This is a genomic window from Collinsella sp. TF07-1 (assembly GCF_003437235.1).
Classification (GTDB): domain Bacteria; phylum Actinomycetota; class Coriobacteriia; order Coriobacteriales; family Coriobacteriaceae; genus Collinsella.
Genome location: NZ_QSRV01000021.1, coordinates 1 through 14,153 on the forward strand (window position 1 = coordinate 1; position 14,153 = coordinate 14,153).

The window sequence follows — 14,153 nt, forward strand, 5'->3', positions numbered from 1 at the left end:
CTTAATGTGCTCTCCGTGCGAGCAGGACTGTCCGAGCAGGGAGTAAAGTCCTCCGGCTGCCTCCGGACAGGTCAGTCTGCTAGCAGGTCGGATACTCGCCTTCCCAGACGATGCGACGGTACTGATCCGGATCGGTGTCGCCCTCGGTGGAGAAGCAGAGCACGGAGCTCGTCTTGTCCAGGCCGATGAGCTCCTTGAGCTCGGCGTACTCGGGATCGAGCATGAGGGTCTCGACCAGGCCGGTGGTCACTGCGCCGGACTCGCCGGAGATGACGCGCGGGTCGCCCTTCTCGGGAGCGCCCAGGGTGCGCATGCCGCGAGCGGTGACCCAGTCGGGGCAGGACACGAAGGCGGTGGTGTGGTTGCGCAGGATATCCCAGCCCAGAATGTTGGGCTCGCCGCAGCACAGGCCGGCCATGATGGAGGGCATGTCGCCGTCCACGATGCGCGGATCGCCGTCGCCGGCGGCAGCGCCCTTGTACAGGCAGGCGGCAGGTGCGCACTCGACCACGACGAAGGTGGGCGGGTTATCGGGATACAGGTTGGTGAAGTAGCCCACCACGGCGCCGGCGAGCGAGCCTACGCCAGCCTGGACAAAGACGTGCGTCGGGCGGTTGATGGCCATCTCGCGCAGCTGCTCGGCAGCCTCGGAAGCCATGGTGCCGTAGCCCTCCATGATCCAAGACGGGATTTTCTCGTAGCCCTCCCAGGCGGTGTCCTGAACGATGACGCCGCGCTCGCAGGCGTCGGCCTCGGCGGCGGCCATGCGCACGCACTCGTCGTAGTTGACCTCTTCGATGGTCACCGTGGCGCCCTCGGCGGCGATGTTATCGAAGCGGGGCTTGGTAGAACCCTTGGGCATGTGCACGACGGCCTTCTGGCCCAGCTTGTTGGCAGCCCACGCCACGCCGCGGCCATGGTTGCCATCGGTGGCGGTAAAGAAGGTAGCCTGGCCAAAGTCCTCGGCCAGCTGATCGGAGGTCAGGTAATCGAAGGTGCAGTCGGCAACGTCCTTGCCGGTCTCGTCGGCAATATAGTTGGCCATGGCAAACGAGCCGCCCAGGACCTTAAAGGCGTTGAGGCCAAAGCGATAGCTCTCGTCCTTAACGCACAGGTTGGACAGGCCCAGGCGCGCGGCCTGGCCGTCCAGGCGGGCAAGCGGAGTAACGGTGTACTGGGGGAACGACTGGTGGAAGGCGCGGGCCTTCTTCACGTGGTCGAGGCTCATGATTCCCAAGTGCTTGTCATCGCTCTTGGGCATCGTGTTGCCCGCCCACTGGATCTTATCGGCCATACGGTGAACTCCTTAAGTTCTCTCTTGCCGGCCCCCGCATACGCGTTTCAGCCCGATCCCATTCACACGGCTGAACTTTTATGTGGATGCCAAACAAAAAGTTTGTTAGCACTGTTCTATCACACTTTTTGATTGGAAAACCTAACAAATTGTTTGTTGCCGTAATCGGTACCTTTTCGCCGCCGAACGGTCACATAACACAGCGACGATTTCGTTATTTGCGAACAAGTGGGGTTTATGGCACAGTGAGCCCAAACTAATTTTTAGGAAGGCACCCATGACCCCCGCACAGATTGAGTTCTACAAGCGCCTTGCACACGGCCTGGCGCTCCAATTTGGCCCCAACTGCGAAGTCGTCGTCCACGATCTGGAGACCGAGGACGTGGACCACTCCATCGTGGTGATCGAAAACGGCCACGTCAGCGGGCGCAAACTGGGTGACGGCCCCAGCCATATTGTGTTTGAGTCCATGCACGAGGGCACCACCGACGTGCACGACCGCGAGCCGTACCTCACCAAAACCACCGACGGCAAGCTGCTCAAGTCCTCGACCATCTTTATCCGCAACGACGAGGGCAAGCCCGTCGGCATTTTGGGCATCAACTTTGACATTACGCTCATGAAGGCTTTTGAGCGCTCGCTCGATGCCTTTACCGGCACCGGCGGCACGGGCTACACCGAGCCCGAGCCCATTACCAAGAACATCGGCGACCTGCTCGAGGACCTGCTGCACGAGTGCGAGCAGTTTGTGGGCAAGCCCGCGGCGCTCATGACCAAAGACGAGCGCATTCGTGCCATCGGCTACCTCGACCGTCGCGGCGCCTTCCTCATTTCCAAGTCGAGCGAGCGCGCCTGCGAGTTCTTTGGCATCTCCAAATACAGCTTCTATAGCTACCTCAATGAGGCCAAGGCGGCAGCAGGCGACAAGTAGGCACTCACCTGGATTGCCCCTCCCCTTTTGGGCGCGAGTTCTGGAAAGCATGAATCCAAGACCGAGCCGCTTGGAAAGTTCCATATAATCGATGTCATTAGTATTTCGAAAGGGTGGAACAGAATGGCGTTGAGCAAGGCATCATGCACCGGTCGCGGATTGATTCCGGCAATTGGTGGACATGTGCACCGCATGTTCGATGAGGGTGAAGACGACCTGTTTTCGCTGAGCCTTGACGACGTGATGAATGATCGCCCGTGGACCGCCGACGAACTCATGGGCGGCGGGGCTCGTCCGTCAAGCCTCAATCCCGCACTTGCGCCTAAGCCCGCATCTGCGCCGACTCCTGCGCAGTCGCCTGTTTCGACGCCCGCACTCACTTCGGCGACCACGCCCGCTCCCCGCCCCGCAAGCGACCCGTCCGAAACGGCGGCATTTCTCGCTGCAGCGACGCAGGGCAAATCGGCCGACAGCACCGTTATGTACAGCGCCCAGCAGTTGCCTGTTCCTGCGGCACGCAAGCCTCCGGTCACAAGGCTCGATGAGCCCGTTGCCCATCAGGTTGCCTACGATTCCTGGGCTGCAACCGATCTGGATGAGACCTCTACCGGCATGCCGGCGCTCGACGTTCCAGTTAACCCGCTTTTTGCCGCCAACACGAGTGCCGCGGACTATGAGAGCGGTACGGCATTTTCCGATTATTCCGATGGCTATGCTGGCAACGGTCGCATCGAGACCGAGGATTATGGCACCGCATCGAGCGATTATCTCAACGATCCGTACGCTGCCACGCCTGCACCGGAATATGACCCGGAGGCCGCGTCCGCGCCGGTGTATACCAAAAGCACAGGCGAAGAACGCTTCGCCGATTATTACGCCGAGGAAAAGGCGCTGCGTTTCTCGGAATTTCCGCAGGCAGTCAAGGTTGCCTTTATCGCCATTGTCATTGCCCTGCTCGGTGTCATTGCGTTTGAGGGATTCCGGCTGTTCTCCGGCCCCACCCAAGCGGAGTCGGAGACCCAGCAAAAAGAGGACGATAACGAGTATCTGGACATCAACACCCTCAAGGGCGACCCCAACGACGGGGACGACGAGTAGCGAGGGCTAAGGGAGGGTCGGAAGAGTCGGCGGCACGTTACGGCTCCAAAAGCCCTGCCATAAAGATGGGCAGATACAGCACGTCACCATCGCGGTGAAGATTACATTCCGCAAGTACCAGGGCGCGATCGATTCCGTAGCCCTTCGTTGCCAGTGCGTTATCGAGCGCCGCGTGGGACTTAAAACTCTTGCCCGATTTGACCTCGATGGCGAGCACTTCCCCATCGAACGTCTCTTCCACAAAATCGAGCTCACCGACCTTTTTGGACGTAAAGTAGCGCAATCTAAATCCGTGGGCTTTGAGCTCTTGGGCAACGAAGCCCTCGAATGCCGCCCCCATATTCATGCCAAAGGGGCCTTCTGCCTCCCCATCAAAAACGCCTTGGGCGACCCTTTTGGAATACGACGACATAAGCATTCCGGTGTCCAAGTAAAACAGCTTAAACAGATTTCGTTGCTCCCCCAATAAAAGGGGTGCCACGGGCGCCGTTACGTTATACACAGGAAGCGCGACACCCGCCTCCGATAGCCAGAGGAAATGATCTGTCACCTGCGAAAAACGTTTGACACCGTTAATCGATGACAGTTTGAATCGCTTGTTTTTGGAACCGGCCTCGCTGGGAATCAGATCATAGATATCGCGAATAACCAAGCGCAGCTCGGGCGGAGCGTACTTTGCGATGTCATCGCGATACAGGGCGTGAAGATCGCGGTGGATGTTTCGAACCTCGTCGACATTGCGCGTCGCCAAGAAGGAATTGACCGCGTCGGGCATGCCTCCCACCACCACATACTGATGGAACAGATCGAGCAAGCGGTCATACAGATAGCCGGGAAGCTCCCCCTCATTCTTTAGACAGCCCCTGAGCATGTCAAACACGCTGGCACCAACGCCATTTGCCCAGCAAAACTCCTCAAAGTCGAGCGGGTACATCTGGACCTGCTCGACATACCCCACCGGCAGGGAATCGATGCCCTCGAGCTCAACGCCAAGGAGCGATCCGGTAAGGATGTATCGAAAGTCGCCGCGCTGGACCAGATATTTGATAAACGTCACCACGTTGGGGCATCGCTGCACCTCGTCGATAACCACAACGGTCTTGTTCGCAACCATCGGCTGCGTTGCAGCAATAGACATACGCATAAGCAGATCATCCGCACTTTTCGCCGCCAAAAACGAATCGCGCACGGACGCGTCGGCGATAAGGTCGAACGTCACGACATTTTCGAACGATTCATTTGCAAAGACGTTGACCAAATATGACTTTCCTACCTGTCGGGCGCCCTTGACCAAAAGAGCCTTGTTAGGCGACGAGGCAAGCCAAGATTCAAACTGTGCTTTCGCTTTTCTCTGTAGCATAAGCGCACCCCTTATTACGTGCTGTTTTAGCACTAGGATACACTTTTCCGTGGTTGCTAGATGCTCATTTCGACACTTTTTCGAGATTTTGAAGTGTGTATTACGACACTTTTCCGTACTTTTACACGGGATATTTCGACACTTTTTCGGATTTAAGCCTAACAGCAGCCGGCGAAATCAAGCGCCGTCTGCACATCATTTCGCAGGCGGCGCTTGATTTGTGTCCGCGCGCGCTGATAGACTCCATCGTGCCAGCAAGGAGCGGGCGCGTTTTATCCAGAGTCGGGGTAGAGAGTTGGCTCCACGATCCCGACGCCAACCGGCCAAGAGGCACGGTGGCCCTGCCAACATCGATGAAAGGAGTCCGTATGGACAATTTCTCCGTGCGCAGTGAGCGCAACTTCCACAACCTGGTAGCCAAGCCAAAACGAATGCATCTTCTGGACAAGCCGAACGGCTATGCCTCGGCCATGGTCAAGAGCAGCCTCTCCCACCAGATGCGCTTTACCGTGCAGGTGCTCGAGGAAGAGCTCTGCGTTGCCGGCGACCCGCACGTGCTACAGATCAAGCTGCTCGGAGACGACTCGCGCGAGTCGTCCAGCTGGAAGCTCTTTGCCGACGGCTCGTGCGTCGCAAGCGGCTCGGGTGACTTTGCCCGTGAGTGCTTCTGCGAGGGCGCCGAGGTGTTTTTGGACTTGTGTCGTGATGCCGTCGAGGCTGCCAAGCTGCACCAGTGGAGCCAGAGGGAGTATGAGCTGCTGAGTGCCGCGCGCGGGATTGCGGGGGTGTAAACAGGCGGAGCGCTCCTGAAGCCTTATTCCACACGATCGGGTGTACTCATCTGCAACTCGACTTGCTACCAGATGGTGCAATCACGTTCCACGTCGGTTAAGCCAGACCCCGGCCGGTCGTTGGCAAGTGAAACAACATCTCCCACCCATAGGCCTCTAAGACCGACCGTCCACTATAATCCAAGCGGTTAGCGTCTCCCAAAATCGCCATGGACACGTCTTCCAAGATGCCCTCTCAACTGTGCAGAAATAACAGCCGCCCATACGGTCGATGTGCTCCTTGCACGTCTCGCTGACCACGCAACGATGGAAAACAGGTTCCTGGACGGATGACCCCTGAGGGGATGCATGAAATCGGCATCGAGGCCATCGTCTGTCGAACAATACCTGCCCATACCTTTAAAACATGAGAACAAGACGCCGGCGTCGGTATCGTTTTCAATTCAGTTTAAAACTGAGGAGATTCAGGAGCCAACCGAATAAACTAAGACTCACTTAGTAATTGCTAAATTTCTGACTGGGTATATAATATCTGACAGTAATAAGGATTCTTTACTATATGTGAGGCAGAAATGACTTCAACGGATGATGAACTAGTCAGCAGGCTCCAAGCTCACCTGTCAACCATTCGCAAGGCGGCGGGCTGGAGTGGCGAACGGCTTGCGAACGAACTAGGCATAACAAAGCAAACCGTCAGCAGCCTTGAGACGGGTAAAACGCAGATGACGAAGATGCACTATCTCGCCATCAGGGCGGTATTCAACAACGAAATCGCCGTCAGCGGAAACGAGGATCTGGCAAAAATAATTCAGCTATTCGTTGACCAACCAGTAGCACCCAAACTAGAGAAGATGCAAAATGCCCTTAAAGAAGGGGATGAGAAGGGGACACAACAAGAGGCAGCTACTAAGCAGAGCGCCATAGTTGGAGCAACCGCTCTCACCGCCGCCCTAATCCCCGCTTCATCGGCATTGATTCCGGCATTGGGCTCTCTTGCATATCAACTTGCAAAATCAATCAAGAAATGAGGTGTACAGAAATTGGAGTCGGAAAACACTGATCTGCCCGCAAAGAACAAAGGCCTCGTGTGGCTCGAGCAGCACAAAGTCCAGATTGGCATCGGTGTATTTGTGGCAATCAGTTCAATCGTTAGCATTACGATTGCCGCGAAAACGGGCCATACGCCTAAATTCAAAACTATTTGCAACGGCGCAGACAAAGGTGTTGCCACGATTGCTAAGGCAGCAGAAAAGGCCTCCTTGCCAGTGGTCAACCTTACCGGAGTCAAGAAGACTGCAACGGGACTCGGACATGACTTGCTTCTTTCGAATCAGGCAGTTAACAAGCGTCTCGTCTCCAGCGGAATGATGACAAAAGAGCCCTGGGGTTACAAGCTCACAGAAGTCGGCAAACTCTTTGGGAAAGAAACAGTCAAAGTAACGCGCGCCGGTTATACCTTCTCAAATATCGAATGGGATGAAGCGGTTGTCCCGTTTGTTTTTACTTCCGACGAACTTGCGAGCATTAACGCCAAAAAACTCACATTGCGCAAGTCATAGCCCAGTAGTCAAATCTGATACACCGTGCGCCCCGCGTACGCAAACGAAAAGGAGACACCATGGTCATATACAGAACTCAAGAATGGAACGGATACGGAAAGCAAAACTACTACTGGAATGAATACCGCCGTGAGGGCGACACGGTTGTCAAATACAAGTGTAATAGGCGCAAGTTCTTCGATGGGGACGAAAGCAACTGGGAAGAAAGCGAGCATGAAGAAGATTCGTGGAGCATTGACGATCCCAATATGCCCGATTGGCTGAACGGCTACCTCTAATAACTATTAACTAGCAGCCCTTGAAAGCCCCACTTCCCACAGGGAACGTGGGGCTTGATATTGCCCTCCTGTCCGAAAGCACTTTCCATCTCAGCTTTCAATCTAGGCAACCACAATGGTATGGGCCATGGCCGTCAGTTCACCAATCTCAATAAACCTGTCTTTTGTAATGCGATTGACCAATGCGCCGACTCTCTGGTCGGTCGCATCGACATCACAAGCGATGCGCAGCCCGGGAGAGCCGCCAAAAGCAGCTGCTTGCCTGATGCACAAAAGCGCAGAAACCCGCATCCCGAATATGGTGGGATGCGGGCACGGACAATCGTGTGTCCCATTCCAGGCGCGGATTCTGGGATGCAATCTCCGCCGAGGGCTCCAAGGGGAAAGCGCATCCCATTCTGAGCGCCTATTCCGGGACACAGTTTCCGCTCCAAACAAAAGGCTCCGGCTCGCGATGGAGCCGGGGCCAAAGGCGCAGCATATACAGTTGATGTTGAGCGCGAACAGCCCGTCAGCAATGGGCGTCCGCGTTCTACCCTACCCGCGGTGACGGGCGCGGCTGTACGGCGTATCCACCATGGGCAGATCTGGACGCAACTTGCCGTCAAACGCGCGGTAGGCGTTCTGCACGGCGGGCGCCGTGGGGATCGTTGCGATCTCGCCGATGCCCTTGCCGCCGTATGCCACGGGCAGCAGCTCGTCCTTCTCCACGTAAATGGCGTGGATATCCGGGATCTCGGGCGCACGGAACAGCCCGAGCGTGCCGTACCTTGCCTGGGGCACGCAGTCCTTGAGCGGCCAATCCTCGGTAAGCGCATAGCCCATACCCATGAGCACGCCGCCTTCGATCTGACCCTGGATGGAGATGGGGTTGACCACCTTGCCGGAATCGTGCGCGGCATAGACCTCGCTTACGCGACCATCATCGTCCAAAATGACCACATGCGTCGCGAAGCCGTAGCAGATGTGGCTCTTGGGGTTGGGAACGTCGGCACCCAGCTTGTCGGTTGGCTCCAGGTACACGTAGCCAAACTCGCATCCCTCGAGCGCCTTGATGGCGGCCGTGGGATCCTGAGGATGCATGCCCTGGCCGGCGACGAGTTCCTGCGTGCGCAGCTGATAGGCGCGACCGTCGTCGTACTCGATCTTGACGCCGTCGCCATGCGCACTCACGGGAGTATCGGGTGCAGGCTTGCCGGCCTCGATGCCAACCATGGCATCGCGCAGCAGGAAGGCGGCACCGCGCACGGCCTCGCCGGTCACGACCGTCTGACGCGAGCCAGACGTGGTGCCGGAGTCGGGAGCGTTTTCGGTGGAGCACTCGCCGTTGGCAATGCAGCTCAGCGGCAGACCGCAGGCCTCGGCAACGTCCTGCAAAAAGACCGTGTTGCAGCCCTGGCCGATGTCGGACGTGGCGGCGTAGACCACGGCGCGGCCATCCTCGACGCGAATCTTGCAGCGGCCGGCATCGGGCAGGCCCACGCCCACACCGGCGTTCTTCATGGCGCAGGCGATACCGGCGTGTCCGGGATGCGCATAGTAGGCATCCTTGACCTCAAGCAGCGTCTCCTTAAGCGCCGTTGAGCAGTCGGCAATCTGACCGTTGGGCAAAACCTCGCCCGGCTCGATGGCGTTGCGGTAGCGAATCTCCCACGGATCCAGGCCGACCTTCTCTGCCAGCAGGTCGATGAGGCTCTCGAGTGCAAACTCGGACTGGCAAACGCCAAAGCCGCGGTACGCGCCGGCAGGCGGGTTGTTGGTGTAGTAGCCAAAGCCGCGAATGTCGGTGTTCTGGTACTTGTAGGGACCGACGGCATGCGTGCAGGCGCGCTCGAGCACCGGGCCGCACAGCGATGCGTAGGCACCGGTATCAAAGTTGATCTCGCAGTCCAGGCCGGTAAAGTTGCCCTCGGCGTCGCAACCCAGTGTAAAGGTGCCGTCCATGGCATGGCGCTTGGGATGGAAAGCGAGCGACTCGGCACGCGTGAGCTTGCACTTCACAGGACGTTGGAGCTTATAGGCAGCAAGCGCGGCCAGGTGCTGGATCGAAACGTCCTCCTTACCGCCAAAGCCGCCGCCCACGAGCATGGTCTCGACGACCACGCGCTCGGGCTCGTTGTCCCAGCCAAACATGTGGGCGCACTCTTTGCGCGTGTCGTAGGCACCCTGGTCGGTCGACTGCACCTTGACGCCGTTCTTGTACGGGAAGGCAACGGCGCACTCGGGCTCCAAGAAGGCATGCTCGGTAAAGGGCGTGGTAAAGCGCTGCGTCACGGTGAACGCGCTCTCTGCCAGCGCCTTGGCGGCGTCGCCGCGCGTCACGTGACGGCTCTGGCACACGTTGTCCTTGAGCTCCACCGTGTTGCCAAAGGCAAAGAAGCTGTCGTGCAGACGCGGGGCGTCGGCAGCCCTGGCCTCGACAATGTTGCGCACGGGCTTCAGCGGCTCGTAATCGATCTTTACGAGCTTCTTGGCCTTCTCGAGCGTCGCCTCGTCCTCGGCAACCACCAGCACGATGGCGTCACCCACGCAGCGGGTGATATCGCCCTGGGCGATCATGACGTCCCAATCCTGGATAAGGTGGCCGACCTGGTTGACCGGCACATCCTCGGCGCGCAGGATGCCCACCACACCGGGCAGGGCCTCGGCCTTGGAGGTGTCGATGGAAAGCACACGGGCGCGCGGATACTTGGAGCGCACGGCGCTGGCATAGGTCAGGCCCGGCTGATCGAGCTCGTCGATGTCATCGGGGTACTTGCCCTCGCCGAGCACCTTCTTGCGCACGTCGATACGGAAGGCGCGCTTGCCCACGCCGTAGTCGTCGCCGCGCTCCAGGTCCTCGTCGATCTGCTTTTCGCCGCGGAGCACCGCAGCTGCCAGCGAAATGCCCTCGATGATCTTCTTGTAGCCGGTGCAGCGGCAGACGTTACCGCGGATGGCGTACTTGATCTGCTCCTCGGTGGGCTCGGGATCCTCGGCTATGAGCGCGGCACCCGCCATGACCATGCCGGGGATGCAAAAACCGCACTGCACGGCACCCACGGCGCCAAAGGCGTACACAAAGGCCTCGCGCACGTCCTCGGGCAGGCCCTCGACGGTCACGATGTTGCGGCCGGCGGCAAGGGCGGTGGTCAGCACGCACGCCTTGACGGCCGCACCGTCCACGTGGATGGTGCAGGTACCGCACGCGCCCTCGGAGCAGCCGTCCTTGGCGGAGTGAATGTGCAGGTCGTCGCGCAGGTAGCGCAGCAACGGTTTGTTTTGGGTCGTCGTGCGCTCGACGCCGTTAACGGTAAAAGTGAATTCCTGTGCCATGGTGATTCCCTTCTACACGCCGGCGGCTATGCCGGTGCGGTCGTGGATGGCGCCATGCGGGCAGACGACGGCGCACATGCCGCACGACAGACAATCCGCGCCATCAATATGGGCGCAGTTGTCCTCGATGCGGATAGCGCCGGCAGGGCACTTTTTGGCGCACATGCCGCAACCGATGCAGCTCGTGTCGCAGATCTTGCGGGCGATGGCGCCCTTATCGGTGTTGTTGCAGCGCACCAGGATGTTCTGGTAGCCGGGAACGAAGGCAATCACGCGCTGCGGGCACGCCATGCCGCACAGGCCACAGCCCGTACACTTGGAGCGATCCACGCGGGCGATGCCATCGACCAGCGCAATGGCGCCGTGGGGGCAGGCCGTGACGCAGGCGCCACAGCCAATGCAGCCTTCGCTGCAGCGGGCGTCGCCGCCTGCGGAAGCACAGCCGCTTCCGCAGGCAACGTAGGCCACGTTATGTTGAATGGATTTGGCCATAAGAGACTCGCCTATTTCTTAAGAAGGTACGGATAGCTGTCGCGCACGGCCTTGATGGTCAGGCGGACGGCCTCGGGCAGACCGGTGTTGACGGCATCGACCGAGACGGTACGGACCGTGCCGGCAACACGGACCTTAAAGTGATCCTCGTCCACGGCCAGGAAGCCCTCGTTCTCGGAGTTCTCCATGTCCTGCTCGCTCCAAAACAGGGTGAGCTTGTCTTTGTAGGGACGACCCTCCTGGTAGGGGCAGAACACGGCGCAGTTGCCGCACTCGTTGCACATGCCATCGACATGTACCACCTGATGCTTGGCCAGGCCCGGCACCTTAATAGCAACGTTGGCGCGGTTGGGGCACACGTCGCAGCAAACCTCGCACACCGAACCGCAGCCCAGGCAGCGGGTCTTGGTGCAGTTGCGCTTGTCGCGGCACAGCGACCCCTTGCGCTCGTAGCAGGTGTCCTCGCGGCCGGCCTGCTCGTTGCAGTCGGCGTACTTGTTAAAGTCCACGCCGGCGATGGCACGGGCGACCTCGGCGGCGTCGGCAATAGCCTCGACCACGGTGGCAGGACCGCGGCGGCAGTCGCCCGCAGCCCAGACGCCCTCGACGCCGGTGGAGGTGGCGGCAAGGCGACCGCGACGGTCGTGCTCGACGCCCGCGGCATCGTACAGGCTGGCATCGATGCCCTCGCCCACGGCGCAGATCACCGTGGTGGCGGAAAGCTCGACGGTCTCGCCCGTGGCGACGGGGCTGCGACGGCCGCTTGCATCCGGCTCGCCAAGCTCCATAACATCGCAGGTCAGCACGGCACCGTTGAGCGCCTTGGGCGCCAGCAGCTCGCAGAACTCAACGCCGTCGGCAAGAGCAAGATCGAGCTCTTCCTCGTCGGCGGGCATCTGCTTCTTGGTGCGGCGATACACCAGGCGCACGTTCTTCACACCTGCCAGGCGTTTGGCCACGCGGGCAGCGTCCATGGCGGTGTTGCCGGCGCCAATGACCACGACGTCCTCGCCCAGCTCGAGCTTCTCGCCCTTCTTGGCGGCCTCGAGGAACTCCAACACATCGAGCTCGGCGCCCTCGCCCAGGCCCGCAGAGCCGGGCATCCAGGCACCGGTGGCCACGACCACGTCGGTAAAGCCCTGGGCCTTGAGCTCGTCAATGGACTCCACGCGGGCGTTGAGCTGAACCTTGGCGCCAAAGGCCAGGCAGAGCTCGGCATCGTGGGAGATATCGTCGCTGGCGATACGGAACTCGGGGATTACGTGACGGACCACGCCGCCGAGCGAGTCGCGGGCCTCGAAGATGGTGACGGGCACGCCGGCGCGCGTCAGGAAGAACGCCGTCGCCAGGCCGGCCGGGCCGCCGCCGATAACGGCAACGTTGCGCTCGGCGTCGTTGGCGATGGCCTGGGCGCGCAGCTTGGGCAGCACGGTGGTCATGGCCTCGCGGGCGGCCTTGAGCTTGCTGGCGCGAATCTGGGCGCCCTCGGGCTCGTAGAAGGCACGCTCGCAGGCACGGCCGCAGGGATGCGGGCAGATGGTACCGGTAATGAACGGCAGGGCGTTGCGCTCGATGATGATGTTAAGCGCGTCCTCGTAGCGGCCCTCGTCAACAGCCGCCAGGTAGGCGGGAATATCCTGCTGGATGGGGCAGCTCGTGCGGCACGGCGTGGTAAAGCAGTCGGAAAGCGGGCTCTTGCCGGCGACCTTGCGGTCGGGCAGCGGGCGCAGCGGCTTCTTGTAGAGCGGGTTGGTGAGCGAGTCGGCCTGGATCGCGGTCACGGCCTCGAGCGAGACACCCGCGAACGGCTTGCCGTCCAGGTCGGCAAACTCGCCGGCCATCTGGCTAAAGCGCTCGTAGCCACCGGGCTTGAGCACGTCAGTCGCCAGGGTGACGGGCCAAATGCCGGCGTCATACAGGGCACGGATGTTGTAGACCGTGGCGCCGCCGGAGTAGCTGATGCGCAGCTTGCCATCGAACTGCTCGGTAATGCGACGGGCGGCCTCGATGGTCAGCGAGAACAGCGAACGGCCCGACATGTACATCTCGGTGGAGGGCAGCTCGTTCCTCGTCACGTCGACGGGGAAGGTGTTGGTGAGCTTGACGCCAAACTCCAGGCCGCGCTCGGCGCACAGGGCAATCAGGCGCTCGAACATGGGCACGGCGTCAGCCCACTGCAGGTCCTCGCGGAAGTGCGTGTCATCGAAGACGATGTAGTCAAAGCCCAGCTCGTTCAGGCGCTGGCGGGCAAACTCATAGCCCAGCAGCGTGGGGTTGCACTTGATGTAGGTGTTGAGGCCCTTCTCGGTGATCAGATAGGTCGCGATGCGCTCGATCTCCGCTGGCGGGCAACCGTGCAGGGTAGACTCGGTGATAGAGTTGGAGACGCGCGCCGGGATGGACTCGACAAACGCGGCGTCGACATGCTCAAACTTGTCCAGGTTGGCGAGCGCCCATGCGCGGCACTCATTCCAGACGTCAGAGCCGCTGGCGTCCTTCATACCCTCGATGTAGGCGTCGACCTTGGGGCTCTTAATACCCTCGAGGTCATAACCCACGGACATGTTGAAGACAAAGCCGTCCGGGCTGCCCAGACCGTACTCGCGAGCGATCAGGTGGCAGGCAAACCATGCCTTCACGTACTCGGCAAAGGCCTGCGGAACCTCGAGCTCGGTCGACCATTCGCAGTTGTAGCACTCGTCCTGAGCCACGATGCAGGGCTTGTTCACACACTTGGAGAGCTCCTCGCCGTCCATAACCTGGACGGTCTTGAGCTCAAAGAAACGAGAACCGGCCACGTAGGATGCCACGATGTTCTGGGCAAGCTGCGTGTTGGGGCCGGCAGCCGGGCCAAACGGGGTCTCGATGCGCTCGTCAAAAATGGGAAGCGCGCCCTCCTGGTTGGTCGTGACCATCTTGCGCACGCCAAAGATGGCGTCCTGGGTCTTATGCTCCTCGATGATCCAGTTCATCAGCTGCGAAAACGGGATCGGCCTCATGATGTCGCTCATAGTGAGTTCCTCTCTGTAACGCCC

At 60.0% G+C, this 14,153-nt stretch carries 11 protein-coding genes and 1 riboswitch; of the genes, 6 read left to right on the forward strand and 5 right to left on the reverse strand.

All coding sequences use genetic code 11. The features are described 5' to 3' along the window. Positions 1-79: 79 nt before the first annotated feature. A complete protein-coding gene (gene dpaL / locus DXC67_RS08040) occupies positions 80-1,294 on the reverse strand; it encodes a diaminopropionate ammonia-lyase (RefSeq protein ID WP_117583046.1) in 1,215 nt (404 codons plus the stop codon). A gap of 277 nt (positions 1,295-1,571) precedes the next feature. Between dpaL and DXC67_RS08045 the strand changes: the two genes are divergently transcribed. Together DXC67_RS08045 and DXC67_RS08050 are read left to right on the forward strand one after the other, a co-directional pair. Beyond that, positions 1,572-2,225 (forward strand): transcriptional regulator, encoded by a 654-nt coding sequence (locus tag DXC67_RS08045; protein ID WP_022094290.1) that lies wholly within the window; start codon positions 1,572-1,574, stop codon positions 2,223-2,225. A gap of 123 nt (positions 2,226-2,348) precedes the next feature. Beyond that, positions 2,349-3,323 carry a hypothetical protein gene (locus DXC67_RS08050; RefSeq protein WP_089573551.1) on the forward strand — a complete coding sequence of 325 codons (975 nt, stop codon included), beginning with the start codon at positions 2,349-2,351 and terminating at the stop codon, positions 3,321-3,323. Positions 3,324-3,360: 37 nt separating this feature from the next. Here DXC67_RS08050 and DXC67_RS08055 read toward each other — a convergent pair whose 3' ends face one another. Then, a complete protein-coding gene (locus DXC67_RS08055) occupies positions 3,361-4,683 on the reverse strand; it encodes an ATP-binding protein (protein ID WP_117635330.1) in 1,323 nt (440 codons plus the stop codon). A gap of 269 nt (positions 4,684-4,952) precedes the next feature. After that, a riboswitch (SAM riboswitch) is annotated at positions 4,953-5,043 on the forward strand. An 8-nt stretch (positions 5,044-5,051) separates the two neighbouring features. Here DXC67_RS08055 and DXC67_RS08060 point away from each other — a divergent pair. The 4 genes from DXC67_RS08060 to DXC67_RS08075 all read left to right on the forward strand — a co-directional run bounded on the left by DXC67_RS08060 (position 5,052) and on the right by DXC67_RS08075 (position 7,311). Beyond that, complete coding sequence (locus DXC67_RS08060) at positions 5,052-5,474, forward strand: hypothetical protein (protein ID WP_117564170.1); 423 nt, start codon at positions 5,052-5,054, stop codon at positions 5,472-5,474. A gap of 572 nt (positions 5,475-6,046) precedes the next feature. Beyond that, the gene (locus DXC67_RS08065) at positions 6,047-6,502 is read left to right on the forward strand and encodes a helix-turn-helix transcriptional regulator (protein WP_117564169.1); all 456 of its coding nucleotides are present in this window, start codon (positions 6,047-6,049) and stop codon (positions 6,500-6,502) included. Between the two features lie 12 nt (positions 6,503-6,514). Beyond that, positions 6,515-7,033, forward strand: coding sequence for a hypothetical protein (locus tag DXC67_RS08070; protein ID WP_117638016.1), 519 nt, complete (start codon positions 6,515-6,517; stop codon positions 7,031-7,033). A gap of 59 nt (positions 7,034-7,092) precedes the next feature. Then, entirely contained in the window at positions 7,093-7,311 is a 219-nt protein-coding gene (locus tag DXC67_RS08075; RefSeq protein ID WP_117564167.1) for a hypothetical protein, read from the forward strand. A 537-nt stretch (positions 7,312-7,848) separates the two neighbouring features. On the opposite strand, the gene xdh is transcribed toward DXC67_RS08075, so the two are convergent. The 3 genes from xdh to ygfK are packed head-to-tail and all read right to left on the reverse strand — an operon-like array spanning position 7,849 to position 14,129. Next, positions 7,849-10,626, reverse strand: a complete 2,778-nt coding sequence (gene xdh / locus DXC67_RS08080; RefSeq protein WP_117638017.1) for a selenium-dependent xanthine dehydrogenase — start codon at positions 10,624-10,626, stop codon at positions 7,849-7,851. Positions 10,627-10,638: 12 nt separating this feature from the next. Continuing rightward, the gene (locus DXC67_RS08085) at positions 10,639-11,118 is read right to left on the reverse strand and encodes a 4Fe-4S binding protein (protein WP_055252516.1); all 480 of its coding nucleotides are present in this window, start codon (positions 11,116-11,118) and stop codon (positions 10,639-10,641) included. Positions 11,119-11,129: 11 nt separating this feature from the next. Then, the gene (gene ygfK, locus DXC67_RS08090; RefSeq protein ID WP_117638018.1) at positions 11,130-14,129 is read right to left on the reverse strand and encodes a putative selenate reductase subunit YgfK; all 3,000 of its coding nucleotides are present in this window, start codon (positions 14,127-14,129) and stop codon (positions 11,130-11,132) included. Positions 14,130-14,153 lie beyond the last annotated feature (24 nt).